Annotated in this window: 19 protein-coding genes; 11 read left to right on the top strand and 8 right to left on the bottom strand. The window is 68.0% G+C overall.

Features of this window, described 5'->3' with window-relative positions; genetic code table 11:
* Position 1 precedes the first annotated feature (1 nt).
* Both AB0M15_RS05370 and AB0M15_RS05365 read left to right on the top strand, forming a co-directional pair.
* Entirely contained in the window at positions 2–988 is a 987-nt protein-coding gene (locus AB0M15_RS05370) for an alpha-ketoacid dehydrogenase subunit beta (RefSeq protein ID WP_363814131.1), read from the top strand.
* Positions 985–2,409 carry a dihydrolipoamide acetyltransferase family protein gene (locus tag AB0M15_RS05365; protein WP_363814129.1) on the top strand — a complete coding sequence of 475 codons (1,425 nt, stop codon included), beginning with the start codon at positions 985–987 and terminating at the stop codon, positions 2,407–2,409. The genes AB0M15_RS05370 and AB0M15_RS05365 overlap by 4 nt, the downstream gene beginning before the upstream one ends.
* Before the next feature lie 104 nt (positions 2,410–2,513).
* On the opposite strand, the gene AB0M15_RS05360 is transcribed toward AB0M15_RS05365, so the two are convergent.
* Together AB0M15_RS05360 and AB0M15_RS05355 are read right to left on the bottom strand one after the other, a co-directional pair.
* Complete coding sequence (locus AB0M15_RS05360) at positions 2,514–3,221, bottom strand: TetR/AcrR family transcriptional regulator (RefSeq protein WP_363814127.1); 708 nt, start codon at positions 3,219–3,221, stop codon at positions 2,514–2,516.
* 105 nt (positions 3,222–3,326) lie between these two features.
* A complete protein-coding gene (locus AB0M15_RS05355) occupies positions 3,327–4,121 on the bottom strand; it encodes a serine protease (protein ID WP_363814125.1) in 795 nt (264 codons plus the stop codon).
* Between the two features lie 663 nt (positions 4,122–4,784).
* Between AB0M15_RS05355 and AB0M15_RS05350 the strand changes: the two genes are divergently transcribed.
* The gene (locus AB0M15_RS05350; protein WP_363814123.1) at positions 4,785–5,597 is read left to right on the top strand and encodes a hypothetical protein; all 813 of its coding nucleotides are present in this window, start codon (positions 4,785–4,787) and stop codon (positions 5,595–5,597) included.
* A gap of 4 nt (positions 5,598–5,601) precedes the next feature.
* Here AB0M15_RS05350 and AB0M15_RS05345 read toward each other — a convergent pair whose 3' ends face one another.
* Entirely contained in the window at positions 5,602–6,429 is an 828-nt protein-coding gene (locus AB0M15_RS05345; protein WP_363814121.1) for an aldo/keto reductase, read from the bottom strand.
* Positions 6,430–6,441: 12 nt separating this feature from the next.
* Positions 6,442–7,626 (bottom strand): MFS transporter, encoded by a 1,185-nt coding sequence (locus AB0M15_RS05340; protein WP_363814119.1) that lies wholly within the window; start codon positions 7,624–7,626, stop codon positions 6,442–6,444.
* A gap of 126 nt (positions 7,627–7,752) precedes the next feature.
* Between AB0M15_RS05340 and AB0M15_RS05335 the strand changes: the two genes are divergently transcribed.
* Positions 7,753–8,208, top strand: coding sequence for a MarR family transcriptional regulator (locus tag AB0M15_RS05335; protein WP_363814117.1), 456 nt, complete (start codon positions 7,753–7,755; stop codon positions 8,206–8,208).
* Here AB0M15_RS05335 and AB0M15_RS05330 read toward each other — a convergent pair.
* Entirely contained in the window at positions 8,164–8,556 is a 393-nt protein-coding gene (locus AB0M15_RS05330) for a MerR family transcriptional regulator (RefSeq protein WP_363814115.1), read from the bottom strand. The genes AB0M15_RS05335 and AB0M15_RS05330 overlap by 45 nt on opposite strands.
* A 91-nt stretch (positions 8,557–8,647) precedes the next feature.
* Here AB0M15_RS05330 and AB0M15_RS05325 point away from each other — a divergent pair, with 91 nt between their 5' ends.
* The 5 genes from AB0M15_RS05325 (at position 8,648) to AB0M15_RS05305 (ending at position 13,057) form a co-directional block, all read left to right on the top strand.
* Positions 8,648–9,157 carry a sigma-70 family RNA polymerase sigma factor gene (locus AB0M15_RS05325; RefSeq protein WP_363814113.1) on the top strand — a complete coding sequence of 170 codons (510 nt, stop codon included), beginning with the start codon at positions 8,648–8,650 and terminating at the stop codon, positions 9,155–9,157.
* Positions 9,154–9,681 (top strand): hypothetical protein, encoded by a 528-nt coding sequence (locus AB0M15_RS05320; RefSeq protein WP_363814111.1) that lies wholly within the window; start codon positions 9,154–9,156, stop codon positions 9,679–9,681. Before AB0M15_RS05325 ends, AB0M15_RS05320 begins: the two co-directional genes overlap by 4 nt.
* A gap of 164 nt (positions 9,682–9,845) precedes the next feature.
* Positions 9,846–10,274 (top strand): hypothetical protein, encoded by a 429-nt coding sequence (locus tag AB0M15_RS05315; protein ID WP_363814109.1) that lies wholly within the window; start codon positions 9,846–9,848, stop codon positions 10,272–10,274.
* Between the two features lie 77 nt (positions 10,275–10,351).
* Positions 10,352–11,635 carry a DUF1800 domain-containing protein gene (locus tag AB0M15_RS05310; RefSeq protein WP_363814107.1) on the top strand — a complete coding sequence of 428 codons (1,284 nt, stop codon included), beginning with the start codon at positions 10,352–10,354 and terminating at the stop codon, positions 11,633–11,635.
* 171 nt (positions 11,636–11,806) lie between these two features.
* Positions 11,807–13,057 (top strand): DUF1501 domain-containing protein, encoded by a 1,251-nt coding sequence (locus AB0M15_RS05305; protein ID WP_363814105.1) that lies wholly within the window; start codon positions 11,807–11,809, stop codon positions 13,055–13,057.
* Here the strand turns inward: AB0M15_RS05305 and AB0M15_RS05300 are convergent.
* The gene (locus tag AB0M15_RS05300; protein WP_363814103.1) at positions 13,047–14,351 is read right to left on the bottom strand and encodes a HAMP domain-containing sensor histidine kinase; all 1,305 of its coding nucleotides are present in this window, start codon (positions 14,349–14,351) and stop codon (positions 13,047–13,049) included. The genes AB0M15_RS05305 and AB0M15_RS05300 overlap by 11 nt on opposite strands.
* 5 nt (positions 14,352–14,356) lie before the next feature.
* The gene (locus tag AB0M15_RS05295; protein WP_363814101.1) at positions 14,357–15,019 is read right to left on the bottom strand and encodes a response regulator transcription factor; all 663 of its coding nucleotides are present in this window, start codon (positions 15,017–15,019) and stop codon (positions 14,357–14,359) included.
* A 96-nt stretch (positions 15,020–15,115) separates the two neighbouring features.
* On the opposite strand from AB0M15_RS05295, the gene AB0M15_RS05290 reads away from it, so the two are divergent.
* On the top strand, positions 15,116–15,295 hold the full coding sequence (locus AB0M15_RS05290) for a hypothetical protein (RefSeq protein ID WP_343975101.1): 180 nt from the start codon (positions 15,116–15,118) through the stop codon (positions 15,293–15,295).
* Here AB0M15_RS05290 and AB0M15_RS05285 read toward each other — a convergent pair whose 3' ends face one another.
* Positions 15,296–16,165: a LysR family transcriptional regulator gene (locus AB0M15_RS05285; RefSeq protein WP_363814099.1), complete on the bottom strand. Its 870-nt coding sequence runs from the start codon at positions 16,163–16,165 to the stop codon at positions 15,296–15,298.
* A gap of 71 nt (positions 16,166–16,236) precedes the next feature.
* Between AB0M15_RS05285 and AB0M15_RS05280 the strand changes: the two genes are divergently transcribed.
* Positions 16,237–17,292 carry an SDR family oxidoreductase gene (locus tag AB0M15_RS05280; protein ID WP_363814097.1) on the top strand — a complete coding sequence of 352 codons (1,056 nt, stop codon included), beginning with the start codon at positions 16,237–16,239 and terminating at the stop codon, positions 17,290–17,292.

The raw sequence follows: 17,292 nt of genomic DNA, 5'->3' as shown, positions 1-17,292 counted from the left end.
CATGGCGCACGAGAAGCTCTCCATGGCGCAGGCACTGAACCAGGCTTTGCGCGACGCGATGCGGGCCGACGACACGGTACTGATGTTCGGCGAGGACGTCGGTGCGCTCGGCGGGGTCTTCCGGATCACCGACGGGCTGACCGCGGAGTTCGGTGAGGACCGCTGCTTCGACACCCCGCTGGCCGAGTCCGGCATCGTCGGGATGGCGGTCGGGCTGGCGATGAACGGGATGCGTCCGGTCGTCGAGATGCAGTTCGACGCGTTCGGCTACCCGGCGTTCGAGCAGGTGGTCAGCCACGTCGCGAAGATGCGCAACCGCACCCGCGGCAAGGTCTCGCTGCCGATCGTGATCCGGATGCCGTACGCCGGTGGCATCGGCGGGGTCGAGCACCACTGCGACTCCTCCGAGTCGTACTACGCGCACACGCCGGGCCTGACCGTTGTTGCGCCGTCCACCGTCGCGGACGCCTACACGTTGTTGCGCAAGGCGATCGAGTTCCCCGACCCGGTGATCTTCATGGAGCCCAAGAAGCTGTACTGGGCCAAGGAAGAGGTCGACCTGAGCGTCTCGGAGCCGGGCATCGGGACGGCTGTCGTGCGACGCGAGGGGACGGACGCGACGTTGATCGCGTACGGTCCGTCGGTGCCGATCGCGCTGGAGGCGGCCGCGGCCGCTGCTGCGGAAGGCCGGTCGCTGCAGGTCGTTGATGTACGGTCGATCGTTCCTTTCGACGACGAGACGGTTTGCGCGGCTGTTCGGAGTACGGGCCGGGCTGTGGTTGTCGCCGAGGCGAGTGGGTTTGCGAGTGTTTCGTCGGAGATCGTCGCGCGGGTGACGGAGCGGTGCTTCCACTCGCTGGCGGCGCCGATCCGGCGGGTGACCGGGTTCGACATCCCGTACCCGCCGCCGAAGCTGGAGCGCCACCAACTGCCCGGGGTCGACCGGATCCTCGACGCGGTGGACTCGCTGCAGTGGGAGGACTCATGAGCACCACCCAGACCTTCCTCCTCCCCGACCTCGGTGAAGGCCTGACCGAAGGCGAAATCGTCCGCTGGCTGGTCGAGGTAGGCGACGTCGTAGCCGTCGACGCCCCCGTCGCCGAAGTCGAAACCGCCAAGTCGATCGTCGAGGTCCCCACCCCGTACGCCGGCGTCGTCGCCGAACTCCACGGCACCGCCGGAGACACCATCGACGTAGGCAAACCCCTGATCACCATCGGCACCCTCGCACCAGCCGCCGAAACCTACCGCGAAGAAGAAAAAGCCGGCTCCGGCAACGTCCTGATCGGCTACGGCACCCCCGAATCCGCCGCCTCCGGCCGCCGCCGACGCCCCCGCCCGACGACGGGCGCGCCCGCGCCGATCACCACCACCGCGCCCACGCCGGCCACGGCCGCCGCGCCTGCGCGGGCCAGCGCAGCAGCTCCCGCGACAGCTAGCGCCGCTGCCTCGGCGGGCACCGCTGTTGGGACCTCCGTAGCTGCGTCCGGTACTTCTGCCGTCACGCTGGGATCGCCCACCCAGATGCGAACTGTTCCTTTGGTGATTTCGCCGTTGGTGCGGCGGATGGCGAAGGATGGGGCGGTCGATTTGCATCAGGTGACCGGGTCCGGTGCAGGTGGGTTGATTGTCCGGCGGGATGTCGAGGCGGCGATCTCGGCGAAGGCCGAGAAGCCTGTGGTGGTTGAGGAAACGGCTGACTCGCGCACTGGGCTGGCTGAGTTGAAGCGGGTTCCCGTGAGTGGCTTCCGGAAGGCTGTGGCGGCGACGCTCAGTCGGAGTCGGCGGGAGATTCCGGAGGCGACCACGTGGGTGGATGTGGATGCTACCGAGTTGCTCGCACTCCGGGAGTCGTTGCGGACAGCAACGGACGCTGGGCCGGGGTTGCTGGCGTTGATGGCTCGGTTTGTTGTTGCTGGGTTGAAGAAGTATCCGGAGCTGAACGGGTTCGTCGATACCGAGCGCGAAGAGCTGGTGCAGTATGACGGCGTCAACCTGGGGTTGGCGGCGCAGACCGAGCGCGGGCTCGTCGTACCGGCTGTGGTTGATGCGCATTTGTTGACGGCTCGTGGTCTGGATGCGGAGATTCGCAGGCTGACCGAGTCGGCGCGGGACGGGAAGCTGACCCAGCGCGAGCTGACCGCCGGGTCGTTCACGTTGAACAACTACGGCAGCTTCGGGGTCGACGGCAGCGCGGCGATCATCAACCACCCGCAGGTCGCGATCCTCGGCGTCGGCCGGATCATCGACCGGCCGTGGGTGGTCGACGGCCAGCTGGCAGTCCGCAAGCTGACCCAGCTCTCGCTCGTCTTCGACCACCGGGTCTGCGACGGCGGTACCGCGGCAGGCTTCCTCCGCTTCGTCGCCGACGCCTTCGAATCCCCAGCCTCGATCCTCGCCGATCTGTGACCGTACCTAACAACAGGCAGTAGTCCCGATCTCGCCGTCGGCTGCGACCTCCGTGAGCGTGGCAGCCGACATCACAGCTGCGGACTTCCTGTTGTTAGGTACGGCTAGATGAGTTGGCGGGGGCGGAGGCCTATGAGGATGGCTCGGAGGCCGGTTTGGAAGCGGGCTGCTGGGCCGGCTGAGTCGGCTCGGTTCAGGTAGGCGGTCAGGGTGCCGGCGGCTATGCCTAGTTGGTCGCCGGCGGCGTTCGCCCAGTCGGATTCTGTGAGACGGCTTCTGCGGACGGTCGCGCTCCAAGCTGCATCCGTCACCGCGGCTCCGACGACGTAGTGGAAGACAGCAGAAACGGCGGCGTCCAGGTAGACGCCCTTGAAGCCGGCCGAGCGCAGGATCGACAGCAATCGGTCGGCGTACGCCTGGTAGTTCGGCCCGAGGCCCGCATGGCTCGCCATCAGCTGCGACGCCCACGGATGTTCAGCCAGTACGTCGTACGCCGCGCCCGCCAGCACCGTCAACCGGTCACGCCAGTCGCCCTCGTCGGCCGGTACCAGCGCATCGGCCAGGACGGTGTCGACCGTCAGCTCAAGCAGATCGTCCTTGTTCGCCACTCGCCAATAGAGCGCCGACGTGGCCGCCGTACCGAGTGAGGCGGCGAGCCGGCGCATCGACAGCTTCTCCAGTCCGTCCCGGTCGAGCATCTCGATCGTCGCCCGGACGATGTCGTCGCGACTCAGCGGCGCTCGCGTCTCGTCCGGCTCGGGGCGCAGCCAGACCGAGCCGAGCACAGTCTTCTCATCCGCCTCGCGTGCCATCCCCAGATCTTAACTGAAACGACGTCCTAGGATGCAAACCGGCGTTTTAGCGGAGGCAAAACGAATGGCCGGTCCCCGTGGGACCGGCCATTCGCGGGGGTGGAGCTAGTTGTTGATCTGGGTGGTCAGGGCCGAGGCGTACGAGGCGACCTCGGCGTACACGCCCGGGTTGCCGGCGTCGGCGCAGCCGAGACCCCAGGAGACGACACCGAAGAGCCGGCCGTTCAGGACCAGCGGGCCACCGGAGTCACCCTGGCAGGAGTCCTTGCCGCCGGCCTTGTATCCGGCGCAGATCTCGCCGTTGGCGACGTAGCCCTCGCCTGCGTACACCTGACCGCAGTACGCGTCGCCGAGGACCGGGACGAGTACCTTCTGCAGGCGGTTCGCCGGGCCGGTGCCCTCGGTCTCGCCGTACCCGTAGGTGACCGACTGGGCGCCGACGGCGTCGGCTGCGCGGCTGGTCTCCAGCGGGAGGGTGGCGACGCCGGTGAACGGGGTGGTGAGCGTCATGACGGCGACGTCGTGGCCGTTGACCTGGCCGTACTGCGGGTCCTTCCAGATCTTGGCGATCTTCGAGGTCCGGCCGCCGGTGCCCGAGTTCAGGTTGTCGCGACCCTGGATCGCCGTGTAGGTGCTCCGCGGCTGGGTGACGCAGTGCGCCGCGGTGACGATCTTGTTCGCCTTGACCAGGGTGGCGCCGCAGTACTGGTCGACCGGGGACGACGAGTTGCTGTTGTTCAGCGCGATCATCCACGGGACGTTGGCGGTGGTCTCGGTACTGCCGCCGACGATGTCGGCCACCGGTGGCGTCCGGGCCTCGGCGGTACCGATCGCGCCGGCCGACGCGAGGGCGACGGTGGCGACGGCGAGCACTGCACGGAACTTGAGCTTTCCGGTCATGCCTCACACTCCAGAGTTGTCTCGGGCCGCTGAATGGGCGGATGCGGCCGGATACAGAGAACAATTGAGCGTTCACTGTGGGTAGCGCAAGGTATTCCCCGGGCACATCGGTGACGGCGCAGTCCCGTGCCACGACTTAAGTCTCGGCACGAGCAACCGAGGACCGATGAATCCCGCGGCAACACGGCGAAAACTCAACCCATGAAGGAAAACCTGCACATAACAAGAGCACAGTTCTTGAGCCGAGCAGCAGCTCTCGGCTTGTTGGTCACCGGCACCGCGCCCGCCGCCGCTAGCGCGGCGACGGGCGCGGGAGGTGGAGGAGGGGCCGCACTAGGCGGTGGTGCTGGGCCGGGCGCCGGTGTTGGCCCGCCGGGCGCTGCCGGCTCCGCCGTCGGTGGCGCTGCGGGCTCCGCCGCCGGTGCGGCGGGTGGTGCGGGGGCGGTGCGCGCGGGGGTTTGGCGGGGGTTGGCGTTCAAAGGCGTTGCCTATGACGTTGGGACCGGGTTTTTGGGGGATGACAGTCGGGTGCGGTGGAGTCGGGAATTGATGCGGGGGGAGGTGAGGGCGATCAAGGAGCGGTTGAGGGCTAACTGGGTGAGCGTTTATGGGAGTGATGTTCAACGGTTGCGGGGGACTGCGGAGGAGGTGCTGAGGCGCGGGATGAAGGTGTCCGTGCAGCCTCGGGCGTTTGATCAGCCGCAAGAGGATGCGCTGGAGCAGTTGCGGCGGACGGCTCAGGAGTTGGAAGGGCTGCGGAAGAGGTACCGGCCGGAGGCGGTTCTGGTGATCGGGTGTGAGTTCATGTTGTTCACGCCGGGGATCGTGCCGGGGGCGGACTTCTTCGAGCGGGTCGAGTATCTGACCAAGGGGGAGTTCGACATGGCTGAGCTGCAGCGGAAGCTCAGCGTCTATGTGAAGAAGGCGGTGAAGGTTGCCAGGAGCAACTTCAAGGGGCGGATCACCTACGGGGCGGCGTCGGATCTGGAGGTGATCGACTGGAGCCTGTTCGACATCGTGGGGCTGGACTACTACTCGTACCACGCGGATCGCGCCGGGCACACGAAGGAGCTGGCGCCGTTCAAGCGGTGGAAGAAGCCGATCATGATTCTGGAGTTCGGCTGCTGCACCTTCACCGGCGCCCCGGAGCTGGGCGGGATGGGCTGGGACATCGTCGACTACACCGTCGACCCGGTCCAGATCAAGCCCGGCTACTACCGCGACGAGCAGGAGCAGGCCGACCACCTGCGGCACATGCTCGAGGTGTTCACCGAGGAAGGCTTCCTCGGTGCGGCAATGTACACGTTCATCTCACCCGACGCGCCACACCGAAAGGAACGGAAGTACGACGAGGACATCGCCGCGTTCAGCCTCTGCAAGGTGATCCGGCAGACCTCCTCGGACCCGGCGTCGAAGTACCGCTGGGAACCGAAGAAGTCCTTCCACGCCGTCAGCGACTTCTACGCGAACTGCTGAGGGCTCAGACGACGTTGAAGGTGTCCGGGTCCGGCCCGGTCCGCTCACCGCGGTCGAGCCCGGCCAGGGAGTTCAGGTCCGCATCCGTCAACGAGAAGTCGAAGACAGCGAAGTTCTCCCGGACCCGCGCCGGGGTGACCGACTTCGGGATCACGATCGTGCCCTGCTGCAGGTGCCAGCGCAGAACGACCTGGGCGGCGGTCCGTTCGTACTTCGCGGCCAGCGCCGTCACGGCCGGCTCGGTCAGCAGCGAGCCGCCCTTGGCCAGCGGGCTCCACGCCTCGGTGGCGATCCCGTGCTCGTTGCCATAGGCCCGTACTTCGGCCTGCTGCAGGTAGGGGTGCAACTCGACCTGGTTGACAGCAGGCACCACGGAGGAGCCCGCAGCAAGCTGCTCGAGGTGCGCCGGATGGAAGTTGGAGACGCCGATCGCGCGAACCACTCCATCGGCGGACAGCTTCTCCAGCGCGCGCCAGCTGTCGGCGTACTTGCCGAGCTCGGGGGCCGGCCAGTGAATCAGGTACAGGTCCAGGTAGTCGAGCCCCAGCAGGCTGCGGCTGCGCTCGAAGGCGGCGAGCGTCTGCTCGTAACCCTGGTCGGCGTTCCACAGCTTCGTGGTGATGAAGAGTTCCTCGCGGGCGATACCGGAGACGGCGAGAGCCTTCCCGACGGCTGCTTCGTTCTGGTAGGCCGTGGCGGTGTCGATGCTGCGGTAGCCGGCCTCCAGTGCGGTGGTGACGGCCGCGGTGGTCTCGTCGTCGGGCACCTGGAAGACGCCGAATCCGAGCTGCGGCATCTCGACGCCGTTGTTGAGCTTCACGGTGGGGATCATCAGATCTCTTTCTTAGACAGTGGTGAGTGCAGGTTCGGGGGTTGCCGCGGTCCGCTTGCGGCGGTCCAGCAGGCCGGAGGTGAGGGCGACCGCGAGCCCCGCTGCGGCGAGGGCGGCGCCGACCCAGTTGGGGGCGGTGTAGCCGAGGCCGTGCTCGATGGTGAGGCCGCCGAGGTAGGCGCCGACCGCGTTGCCCAGATTGAAGGCAGCGATGTTCGCGGCGGACGCGAGTGCTGGTGCGCCGGCCGCCTTGTCCATCACACGCTTCTGCAACGGCGCCACGGTCGCGAAGCCGGCCGCGCCGAACAGCGCGATCGTCACCGCCGCCGGTACCCGTCCATGTGCGGTGAAAACAAAGGCCACCAGTACTATGGCCAGCACCGCCAGGATCGCGTACAGGCTGGGCATCAAAGACCGGTCGGCCAGCTTGCCGCCGAGCAGGTTGCCGACCACGAGTCCGCCGCCGAACAGGACGAGCAGCCAGGTGACGGCGCCGGACGAGAAGCCGGCCACGTCGATCATCATCGGTGCGATGTAGGTGAAGGACGCGAACACTCCGGCGAACCCGAGCGCGGTCATCGCCAGCGCCAGCCAGACCTGCAGGTTGCGGAACACGGCCAGCTCGCTCCGCAGCCCCGGGCCCTCACTGACGCCTTGCCGCGGTACCAGGAAGACGATGCCGAGCAGCCCGATCACGCCGAGCACGGTGACGGCCCAGAAGGTCGACCGCCAGCCGAACGCCTGCCCGAGCGCGGTACCACCCGGTACTCCGAAAACGTTGGCGACCGTCAAACCGGTGAACATCAACGCGATCGCGCTGGCCTGCTTGGCCTTCGGAACCAGTGATGCGGCGACCACCGAGCCGACGCCGAAGAAGGCGCCGTGCGACAGCGCCGCGACGATCCGCCCGGTCATCAGCACGCCGTACGTCGGGGCGAGCGCCGAGATCAGGTTGCCGACGATGAAGACGCCCATCAGCGCGACCAGCACGGTCTTGCGGGAGACCTTGGACCCGATCGCGGTCAGCAGCGGGGCGCCGACGACGACGCCGAGGGCATAGCCGGAGATCAGCAGACCGGCCGACGGGATGCTGACGCCGAAGTCGGTGGCGACCTCCGGCAGCAGTCCCATGATGACGAACTCGGTGGTGCCGATCCCGAAGGCACCGATGGCCAGCGCCAGTAACGCGGCAGGCATGGCTCTCTTCTCCTCGAATGTAGTCTTATGACTGTTACCGGCGTCCGCGATAGTTGCAGACGCGGGCTATTGCATGAGCCCTATACTGCATCATGCAAACGGTTTGGTTCAAGTCAAGGAGGAGTTGTGGGGTATTCGGACGACGCGGCCGAGGCGCGCGCCCAGGGCTGGCGGACGCTGGCAGCGCTGCACGCCCGGATCGAGGACGAGCTGGAGCGCGCGCTCCAGAAGCAGCACGGGCTGTCGGTCAGCGAGTACTCCGTACTCGACGCCCTCGCCCGCCAGGACGAGCACCACCTGCGGATGAACCAGCTGTCGAACGCGGTCGTGCTCAGCCAGTCGGCGACCACCCGCCTGGTGAACCGCCTCGAAGACCGGCACCTGCTGGAGCGTTACCTCTGCCCCACAGACCGCCGAGGCATCTACACCGAGGTCACCGAGGCCGGCCGAGCCCTGCTGGCCGAGGCCGAGCCGACCCACGACGAAGTACTCACCGCCGCCCTGCAGAAGGCTGCCGACTTCCCCGAGCTGGCCCCGCTAGTCGACGCTCTCGCTCAACTCGCCCTGCCGGCGAAGCTCTAACACTGCTTCGAGGTACTCCGCCACGGCGTCCCGGTTGCGTGCGAGGCAGTCGATCCGCGCCGTCATCCGGTCGCGCTCCCGCTCCAGCGTCGCGACCATCTCCGGCGTCGCGTCCTCGACGACGATCGCGCCGGGCCCGTCGAGACACGGCAGGATCTGCTTGATGATCCGCGTCGGCAGCCCCGCGTCGAGCAGCCCGCGCACCTGCTGCACGCGGTCGATCGTGCCATCGGTATAGCTGCGATAGCCGTTCTCGCCCCGCTGCGAGGAGATGAGGCCCTGCTCCTCGTAGTACCGCAGCAGCCGGCGCGGCGTGCCGGTTCGCTCGGACAACTCCCCGATCAGCATCGCCACCTCCAGGTTCCAGGCGAGGATTCGAGCATACGAGCCGGGGGACTCAACCTTTGGACTGCTCCGTCGTCATTCTGTTGTGAGACTGATGACAGGAGAACGGATGACGGCGGGCGCGATACCGGGCGACCCGTCGTTCGAGGAGCTTTTCCGGCTGCATGCGGGCCGGCTGGTCCGGCTGGCGCATCTGCTCGGCGCGGACGATCCGGAGGACGCCGTGCAGGAGGCCTTCTGCCGCTTCTTCGTCGTGCACCGCGACCGGCAGGCCGCGAACCTGGTCGGCTACCTGAACCGGATGGTGGTCAACGAGGTCCGGACCCGGCAGCGGCGTAGCAAACTGGCCGACCGCAAACGCCTGCACCTGGTCACCGCGCCGCCCGCGAGCGAGCAGGTGGAGCGGGACGAGTCTGTCCACGAGTTGGTCCGCGCGCTCAGCGGCCGGTCTCCCCGGCAGCGGGAGGCGCTGGTACTGCGGTACTGGCTGGACCTGCCTCTCGCCGACATCGCCGTCGCCATGGACGTGCGGCTCGGCACGGTCAAGTCACTCATCAGCCGCGGCGTCGCGACGCTCGGCAAGAAACTCGAGGATCACCGATGAACGAGACGGAAACCCGCCTGACCGACGGGTTGAAGCAGGAGGCCGACTCGGTGCAGGTCGACCTGGACCGGATGTGGTCGGCGGTTCAGGAACAGACCCGGTCAACTCCCGCGGTACGTCCGGCAGCCCAGCCCCGGCATTGGCGCCGGCGCCTGGTGCCGTACGTGGCAGCGGCCTCCGTTGCGGCCGTGTTGGTCACCGTGGCAGTCGTCGACGACCATGACCGCGGGCCGTCGACGGCGACTCAGACCAGCCCGACCCCTGCCAAGAAGAAGCCCAGCAAAGCTCCGACCGGTCCGGTGGATCAGACCGTCGGAGACTGGGCCTGCAGCTACCGAACTGTCATCCAGCCTCGGCGCAGTCTGCAGAGTTTCGAGCTGTTGGAGGCTTTCGTGGACGCTCGGGAGGTGCCACCCGAGGCGCTCGAGTACGGCGTCCCGCGCTATCACTTCACTCTCAAGGGAAAGACCGGCGTGCTCGAGTACGGCGATGCGGCGGGCCGGCGCATCTCCCAGACAAGCTGACCAAGGCTGGTGACCGCTGGCGGATCGGGGACCGGACGGTCTGCTCCGGCTCCGATGGCCGGCCGTCAGCCGATCCTGTTGCTCTAGGCAAGTACACGGGTAAGCCGCTGTCCTTCGACCCCAAGGCTGTTCCGGTCAAGCAGGCGCCGCCGACCGGAACACCGGTGCTGGTCGACGACCGGACCTACTTCGACGCCGTCGGTCTTCCGCATCAGACCACCCTCTACGCCTACCCGGCCAAGGGTGGCTACGCCTTCTCGCGGGTTCCGGACACCTCCACCACGCTCTGGGTCATTCCCGAGAACCGCCTCGGTGGAGACAGCGCTCAGGTGAACCGCTCTTCGAGCGGCCCCACCAACCCCTTCGGTGAGCATGCGTTCAGCCTCGAGCTGATCATCAGCTATCTGACCGGCGACCACGATGTGACCGGGCTGCGCATCACCAGCGACTCCGGCCGTCCCCAAGGGCCCGCACAGAAGCTCGTCTTCGGCGGCAAGACCCTCTACACAGCGGTGGCCCGCTCGAAGATCGACGGCGACACGCTGGTGACCGTGCTCCGCAAGAGCGGGAACGAACCACCGCGCCGGTACTGACCTCAGGCGGCTGTGGGTTGGCTGAAGAAGTCGGCTGGATCCTGGCCAGGCGGCGGTCCGCTGGCCAGGATCGGGGCATGGGTGAGATCACGGAACGGGCCGCTGTGCGGCGGTTGCATGATCGGTTTGGGTTCGGGCCCAGGCCGGGGGCGCTGGACGCCGGGTTCGAGACCACGGCGGCGCGGTTGTTCGGTACTGCGGCTGAGGCCGGGACGGCGCCGCCTGTGTTGCCGGTGTTGGGGATGGCGGCCAAGGGTGACAAGGAAGCGAAGAAGGCGGCCAACAAGTCTCGGGCGGGGCAGGAACTGAAGGTCTCGGCCTGGTGGCTGGATCGGATGGTCGCGGGGGAACGGGCGACGGAGAAGCTGACCTGGTTCTGGCACGGGCACTTTGCGACCAGTAACCAGAAGGTGCGGAGCGCGCAGTTGATGCTGGCGCAGAATCAGGTCTTCCGGGCTCAAGGGCGGGGCAGTTTCACCGGGTTGGCGCGGGCGATGATCGTGGACGCGGCGTTGATCAAGTGGCTCGACGGGAACGACAACCGCAAGGGGTCGCCCAACGAGAACCTGGCGCGGGAGTTTCTGGAGCTCTTCACGCTGGGGATCGGACATTACGCCGAGGTCGACGTCTTCGAAGGCGCTCGGGCGTTGACGGGCTGGACTGTGCGCCGTACTTCTGCGAAGCCCGTCTTCCTGGCCAAGCGTCATGACGGGGATCCGAAGACCATCTTCGGCAAGACCGGTGACTTCGATGCGCAAGCCTTTGCGGACCTGGCCCTGGCGAAGCCTGAGTCGGCGGCCTTTGTGATCGGGCGGCTCTGGTTCCGGCTGGTTTCGGCGACGCCGCCTTCGGCCGCGACGGTTGAGCGGCTGGTTGCGGCGTACGGGAGTGGGCGCGACATCCAGGCGGTGCTGCAGGCGATCGCTGTGGATCCGGCCTTCAGAGACAGTGCTTCGGCGATGGTGAAGCAGCCGGTGGAGTGGGCCGTGGGGCTGATGCGTGCGCTGGGAGTTCGGCCGTCGAAGCTTGACGACAAGACGAAGCTGAAGGTGCTCGCCGGGCTGCGGGGGATGGGGCAGGTTCCGTTACGGCCGCCGAGTGTCGGCGGCTGGCCGTCGGGGGCGAGTTGGCTGACGACGTCCGCAGGGGTTGCGCGGCTGCAGCTTGCGCAGTTGCTGGCGAAGCAGGCGTCCGGGCTCGCGCAGTTGGAGAAGTCGAGCGCGCGGGTGGACGGAGTACGGGTTCTGCTGGGGGTCGAGGCGTGGACCGATCGGACACGGAATGCCCTTGCAGGCTTGACGGATCCTGCGCAGTTGATCGCCGTGGCGGCCTGCGCGCCCGAATACGTAGTGAGCGGTTAGTGCTCCGAGTCCGAGGTTGTTTGACGTGGGCGGCGCCCAGGCACGCACCTCGCGGCACTGGCGAACCGCCCACGATGCTCCGCATCGAGGACGCTCCTCCAGCACCGCGATGCACGCACCTGAACACCGCCCACCATCAAACAACCTCGAACTCGGAGCACTAGGAGAATCATGGACGACCTGACCCGACGCCGGTTCCTGACCATGAGCGGAGTCACCGCGGCCGGAGCGCTTGCCGTGGGGGCGACCCAGGTGAGCTGGTCCGATCTGATGAGCGCGGCGGTGCAGAATCCCTTGCACAGCGAGGATTCCGTGCTCGTGGTGGTCACGCTCTACGGCGGCAACGACGGGCTCAACACCGTGGTGCCGGCGGGCGATCCGGAGTACCAGAAAGCCCGGCCGGATCTTGCCTACCAGCCGAACGAGGTACTAGACATCGGTGACGGACTCGGGCTGAATCCCGGTCTCAAAGGCCTGAAGGGGTTGTGGGACGACAAGGCGCTCGCGATCGTCCGCGGCGTCGGCTATCCCCAGCCGGACCGGAGTCACTTCCGGTCGATGGCGATCTGGCAGACCGCGTCCCCGAAGACGCCGGTGCCGACGGGCTGGCTGGGGCGCTGGCTCGACGTGGCCGGCGCCGACCCGCTGCACGCGGTGTCCGTAGAGCCGTCGCTGCCGCCGTTGCTAGCAGGGGCAACGATGGCGGCAGCGTCACTACCTGTCCGCGGCTTGAAGCTTCCCAAGGGCAAACTCGGTACTGCGTACGCTGCGCTAGGCCAAGCAACCCCCAACGAGGAGCACTGGCAAGCCGCCGCGGCAAAGTCGCTAGCCGACCTCCAGAACGCGGTCCGCGTACTCGGCGGCGCCGTCCACGACCAAGCCGAGCGCGACGACGACGAGGACGAGACCCGCACCAAGGGAGCCTCAGCCGGTGGCGGCTCGCAACTCGGCGCCCAACTGGACCTCGTGGCCGGACTCGTCGAAGCGGGCGTGCCCACCCGGGCGTACTCCGTCTCGCTCGGCGGATTCGACACCCACGCGGACGAGCGCGGCACCCAGGAGCGGTTGCTCGGCGAACTCGATGGGGCGCTGACGCCCTTCATACAACGGATGCGGAAGACCGATCGCGGCAAGCAGGTTGTCGTACTCGTCTACTCCGAGTTCGGCCGGCGGGTGCACGCCAACGGGAGCGACGGCACGGATCACGGGACGGCCGGCCCGCTGTTCATGCTGGGCGACAAGGTGAACGGTGGCTTCTACGGAGCCCAGCCGAGCCTGACCGACCTGTCCAACGGTGATCTGGTGGCGACGACGGACTTCCGTGACGTCTACGGGACGGTCCTGCGCGACGTACTGGGTGCCGATGGCGAGAAGATCCTCGACGGGCACCAGGGGAACGTCGATGGCCTACTCAAAGTGTGAGCACGAACGCGGCGCCGGGCTTGCCGTCGGGGCGGTCGGTGGCGATCAGGTCGCCGCCGTGGGCACGGGCGAAGCCGCGGGCGATCGGAAGGCCGAGCCCGGAGCCCCGGCTGCGTTCGCCGTGGACGAGCCGTTGGAAGATCCGCTCGCGATCCTCCGGCCGGATGCCAGGACCGTTGTCCTGGACGATCAGCGTCACGCCGCCGGGGTGGTTGCTGAGGGCAACCTCGCTGCGCGCGCGGTCGCCGATGGCGTTGCTGAGGACGACCTCGATGAGGCCGTGGTCGCCGGTGGCGTTGCGGGCGTTGTCGAGCAGGTTGGCGAGGATCTGGGTGATGCGGTCGGGGTCGGCCTGGATTTCGACCTCGGGACCGTTGACCTGGATGGTGTGGCCGGGTGCCATCAGGCGGACCCGGTCGGCCTGGGTCTGGGCGAGGTGTTTGAGCAGGACGGGTTGGTGGCGTAGTACCAGGCCTGCGTCGATCCGGGCGAGCTCGAGCAGGTCGGCGACGAGAGTGCCGGCGCGGCGGGATTCGCGAACCAGGAGGAGTTCCAGCTCCTCGCGGCGTTCGGTCGGGGCGTCGGGGCCGAGTTGGAGGAGGGTCTCGGCGGCGGTCTGCAGGCCAGTGACCGGAGTGCGGAGTTCATGGGCGGCGTCGGCGACGAACTGCCGCATGTACTGCTCCTTGCCTTCGAGGGAGTCGAGCATCTCGTCGAAGGCGGCGGCGGTCCGGCCGAGCTCGGTGTCGCGGCGGGTGGGCTGCAGCCGGCCACCGCGGCGGCCGGCGGCGATCGAGCGCGCGAGGGAGGTCATCGCGTCGAGGGGTGCGAGAGCGACGCGCATGCCGAGGATCAACGCGACGGCTGTGATCAGCAGGGCGGCGGCGCCGGCGATGAACAGAACACGTCGCAGGGTCCGGCTGGCGCCTTCGAGCAGTGAGGTGTCGGCGGACAGGACGAGGGTGGCGCCGCGGGTGCGCTGACCGGCGGTCAGGGTGGTCTTGACCTGACGGGTGCCTTTGCCGACGTCGAGCGGTGGGGCGCCGACCACTTGACCGTTGCGGAGGGTGAGAGTCACCCGGATGCCGTCGGCGTCGATCCGGCGTACGAGGTTGTTGGGGGCAACATTCTGCCGGGCCAGCTGCTGGGCGAGCTGGGCGCGGCCGTTCAGGAGGGTGTTGAGGTTGCGCTCGGCCTGGGCGTCGAAGATCGCCTTCACGGCGAGGCCGGTGATGGGGAGGACGGTCAGCAGGACCAGGAGGGCGGTGATGGTCACGCGCCGCCGGAGCGACATCGTGATCACGACGGGGCCCGCAGGATGTAGCCGGCGCCACGGATGGTGTGGAGCAGTGGCGGCGTACCGAGTTTGCGGCGCAGGGCGCTGACATGGACCTCGACGAGGTTGGCGGCGTAGTCGTCGTACCCCCACACGGCAGCCAGGATCTGCGCCTTGCCGACCACCTTGTCCCGGCGTCCGGCGAGGAACGTCAGCAGCTTCAGCTCGGTCGCCGTCAGATCGAGCTGCTTGCCGTCGCGGGTGACCGAGCTGGCCTCGACGTCGATCGTGAGGTCGCCGATCTCCAGTACCGTCCGCAGCCGGCCCATCCGGCGGAGGACCGCCTCGACGCGGGCGATCAGCTCGGCCAGTACGAACGGTTTGACCACGTAGTCGTCGGCGCCGGTCCGCAGGCCGTGCAGCCGGTCCTCGACGGCGTCCCTCGCGGTGAGCAGGACGATCCCGGCATTCGAGACCTCGCGGACGACCGCGAGCAGCGCGAACCCGTCCCGGCCGGGCAGCATCACGTCCAGCAGGACGAGATCGGGGCGGAAGGCGGCGAGGTCGCGTTCGAGCGTCTCGCCGTCGGCGCGGGTCAGCACCTCGCAGCCGGCCTCTTCCAGGGCGATCCCGACAGCGGTCCGGATCGCCTCCGCGTCCTCGACCACGAGGACTCTCGCCACCATCCGCCCATCGTGCCATCGTCGGGCGGTTCGCCTGTACTACGCGCCGCGGCCTTCAGCGCACCTTCAGGTTCGACGGTTCGGTGGGACACTGGGACTGTGGCGAAGCGGGACAAGCACAAGGTCTACTTCTGGCTGATGGGAACGTGCATCGGCCTCATCGTGCTCGCCTGGTTCGTCGTCCGGCTGTTCTCGATACCGGCCGCCATCGGCATGAGCGCCGTCGCCGCCGTCATCCCGCCGATCGCCGCGATCGTCGGCAACCGCCCCCAGCAGTAACTAGACCCAGGTCTCTTTCAGTACTTCGATGAACGCGGCCGCGAGTGGATCCGGGCTGCCTCGGGTGTAGGCGGTGAGCGTCCGGCGGGTGGGCGGCTCGGTCCGTAGTACCTGACCGTCGAACCCGGGCGCCAGGATGTTGGACGGAACCAGCGCTGGACCCAGCCCGGCCGCCGCCAACGCCGGAGCGGCAGCGGTCTGCTCGGTGTGGACGGCTGCCTTGGGCTCGAAACCGGCCTTCGCGCAGACCTGATTCAGTACGTCGGCCAGCCCGTGACCCGGCGTGTAGTGGACCCAACTGCGGTCGGCCAGGTCCTTCAACCGGATCGACTTCCGGCCCGCGACCGGATCGTCCTTGGCGACGACCACGACCAGCTCCTCCTTGCCGAGGACCTGGGTGCTGCCCGCCCAGTCCTTCGGTGTCGGGCCGACCGCGAGGTCCGCCTGGCCGGCGCTCATCGCCTCGATCAGCTCGTCGGTGTGCCGATGCTCGAAGAGCCGGATGCCGACCTCGGGGTGGGATCGGCGCCAGGCCTTGAGCGCGATCGGGAGGATGCCGAGGCTGATCGAGTAGAGGGTCGCGATCTGCAGCTCGCCGACCTCCGCACCGGCGGCCTGGCGTGCGGCGCAAGTGGCCCGCTCGGCGTCGGCCAGGGCGGCTCTGGCGTGCGGAAGCATCGCGCGGCCGGTCGGGGTCAGGCGGATCGCGCGGGGAAGCCGCTCCAGCAGCGGGCTGCCGGTGGAGCGCTCGAGCGCGCGGATCTGGTGCGAGAGCGCGGGCTGGGTGACGTGCAGGAGGTCGGCGGCCTTGGTGAAGGAGCCCAGGTCGACGACAGCCACCAGATATTCGAGCTGCCGGAGCGTCGCCATGAACAGAGCTTATGGGATCGGTGATAACTATGCGTTGGACTTATCCACAGGGTTAGCCACAGGCTGGGGATATGGAGCAGACGAAGGTCGCGCTGGTGGTCGGTGCGCGCGGAGTGATCGGTACCAACCTGGTCGAGCATCTGGAGTCGCTGCCGGACTGGCGGGTGATCGGGTTGTCCCGGCGAGGTGGCACCGACAGCGTTCGCGTCAGGCACGTCGCGGTCGACCTGCTGGATCCCGATGACACGGCGGCGAAGCTGGCCGGGCTGACCGACGTGACGCATGTCTTCTACGTCGCGTACCAGGACCGGCCGACCTGGGCCGAGCTCGTTGCGCCGAACCTCGCCATGCTGGTGAACGTCGTCGACGCGATCGAGCCGGTCGCCCGCGGGTTGCGGCATGTGAGTCTGATGCAGGGGTACAAGGTGTACGGCGCTCACCTCGGGCCATTCAAGACTCCTGCGCGCGAGGACGACCCGCCGCATCTGCCACCGGAGTTCAACGTCGATCAGCAGCGGTTCCTGGAGTCGCGAGCTGCTGAGGCGGGGTGGGAGTGGTCGGCGTTGCGGCCGTCCGTCGTCGGCGGGGCGGCGCTCGGCAATCCGATGAATCTGGCGGTCGGGATCGCCGTCTATGCGTCGATCTCGAAGGCATTGGGGGTGCCTTTGCGCTTCCCCGGCAAGCCGGGTGCGTACGACAGTCTGCTGGAGATGACGGACGCCGGGTTGTTGGCCAAGGCAACTGTTTGGGCGGCGACGGCGCCGGCCGCGGCGAACCAGGCGTTCAACATCACGAACGGTGATCTGTTCCGGTGGAACGAGCTGTGGCCGAAGCTGGCCGGCTGGTTCGACCTGGAGGTGGCGCCGCCGTTGCAGATGTCGCTGGCCACGGTGATGGCGGACAAGGAGCCGCTGTGGAAGGAGCTCCAGGCTGCGCACGGGCTGGTCGGGACGCCCTACGCCGACGTTTCTTCGTGGCCGTTCGCCGACTTCGTCTTCGGCTGGGACTACGACTTCTTCGCCGACGGGTCGAAGGCCCGGCGGGCCGGTTTCCACGAGTACGTCGACACGGAGGCGATGTTCTTCGGCATCTTCGAGACGCTGCGACGGGAGCGGATCATCCCCTGA

The organism is Kribbella sp. NPDC051718, assembly GCF_040681515.1.
Lineage (GTDB): Bacteria > Actinomycetota > Actinomycetes > Propionibacteriales > Kribbellaceae > Kribbella.
Note: the sequence above shows the minus strand (reverse complement) of the source record. Positions and strands in the feature narration are given on the sequence as shown.

Coding starts and splice junctions, on each gene's coding strand:
- AB0M15_RS05370 (WP_363814131.1), top strand. CDS start 2: ATGGCGCACGAGAAGCTCTCCATGGCGCAGGCACTGAACCAGGCTTTG.
- AB0M15_RS05365 (WP_363814129.1), top strand. CDS start 985: ATGAGCACCACCCAGACCTTCCTCCTCCCCGACCTCGGTGAAGGCCTG.
- AB0M15_RS05360 (WP_363814127.1), bottom strand. CDS start 3,221: ATGGCACGCGAGGCGGATGAGAAGACTGTGCTCGGCTCGGTCTGGCTG.
- AB0M15_RS05355 (WP_363814125.1), bottom strand. CDS start 4,121: ATGACCGGAAAGCTCAAGTTCCGTGCAGTGCTCGCCGTCGCCACCGTC.
- AB0M15_RS05350 (WP_363814123.1), top strand. CDS start 4,785: ATGAAGGTGTCCGTGCAGCCTCGGGCGTTTGATCAGCCGCAAGAGGAT.
- AB0M15_RS05345 (WP_363814121.1), bottom strand. CDS start 6,429: ATGATCCCCACCGTGAAGCTCAACAACGGCGTCGAGATGCCGCAGCTC.
- AB0M15_RS05340 (WP_363814119.1), bottom strand. CDS start 7,626: ATGCCTGCCGCGTTACTGGCGCTGGCCATCGGTGCCTTCGGGATCGGC.
- AB0M15_RS05330 (WP_363814115.1), bottom strand. CDS start 8,556: ATGCTGATCGGGGAGTTGTCCGAGCGAACCGGCACGCCGCGCCGGCTG.
- AB0M15_RS05325 (WP_363814113.1), top strand. CDS start 8,648: ATGACAGGAGAACGGATGACGGCGGGCGCGATACCGGGCGACCCGTCG.
- AB0M15_RS05320 (WP_363814111.1), top strand. CDS start 9,154: ATGAACGAGACGGAAACCCGCCTGACCGACGGGTTGAAGCAGGAGGCC.
- AB0M15_RS05310 (WP_363814107.1), top strand. CDS start 10,352: ATGGGTGAGATCACGGAACGGGCCGCTGTGCGGCGGTTGCATGATCGG.
- AB0M15_RS05305 (WP_363814105.1), top strand. CDS start 11,807: ATGGACGACCTGACCCGACGCCGGTTCCTGACCATGAGCGGAGTCACC.
- AB0M15_RS05300 (WP_363814103.1), bottom strand. CDS start 14,351: ATGTCGCTCCGGCGGCGCGTGACCATCACCGCCCTCCTGGTCCTGCTG.
- AB0M15_RS05295 (WP_363814101.1), bottom strand. CDS start 15,019: ATGGTGGCGAGAGTCCTCGTGGTCGAGGACGCGGAGGCGATCCGGACC.
- AB0M15_RS05285 (WP_363814099.1), bottom strand. CDS start 16,165: ATGGCGACGCTCCGGCAGCTCGAATATCTGGTGGCTGTCGTCGACCTG.
- AB0M15_RS05280 (WP_363814097.1), top strand. CDS start 16,237: ATGGAGCAGACGAAGGTCGCGCTGGTGGTCGGTGCGCGCGGAGTGATC.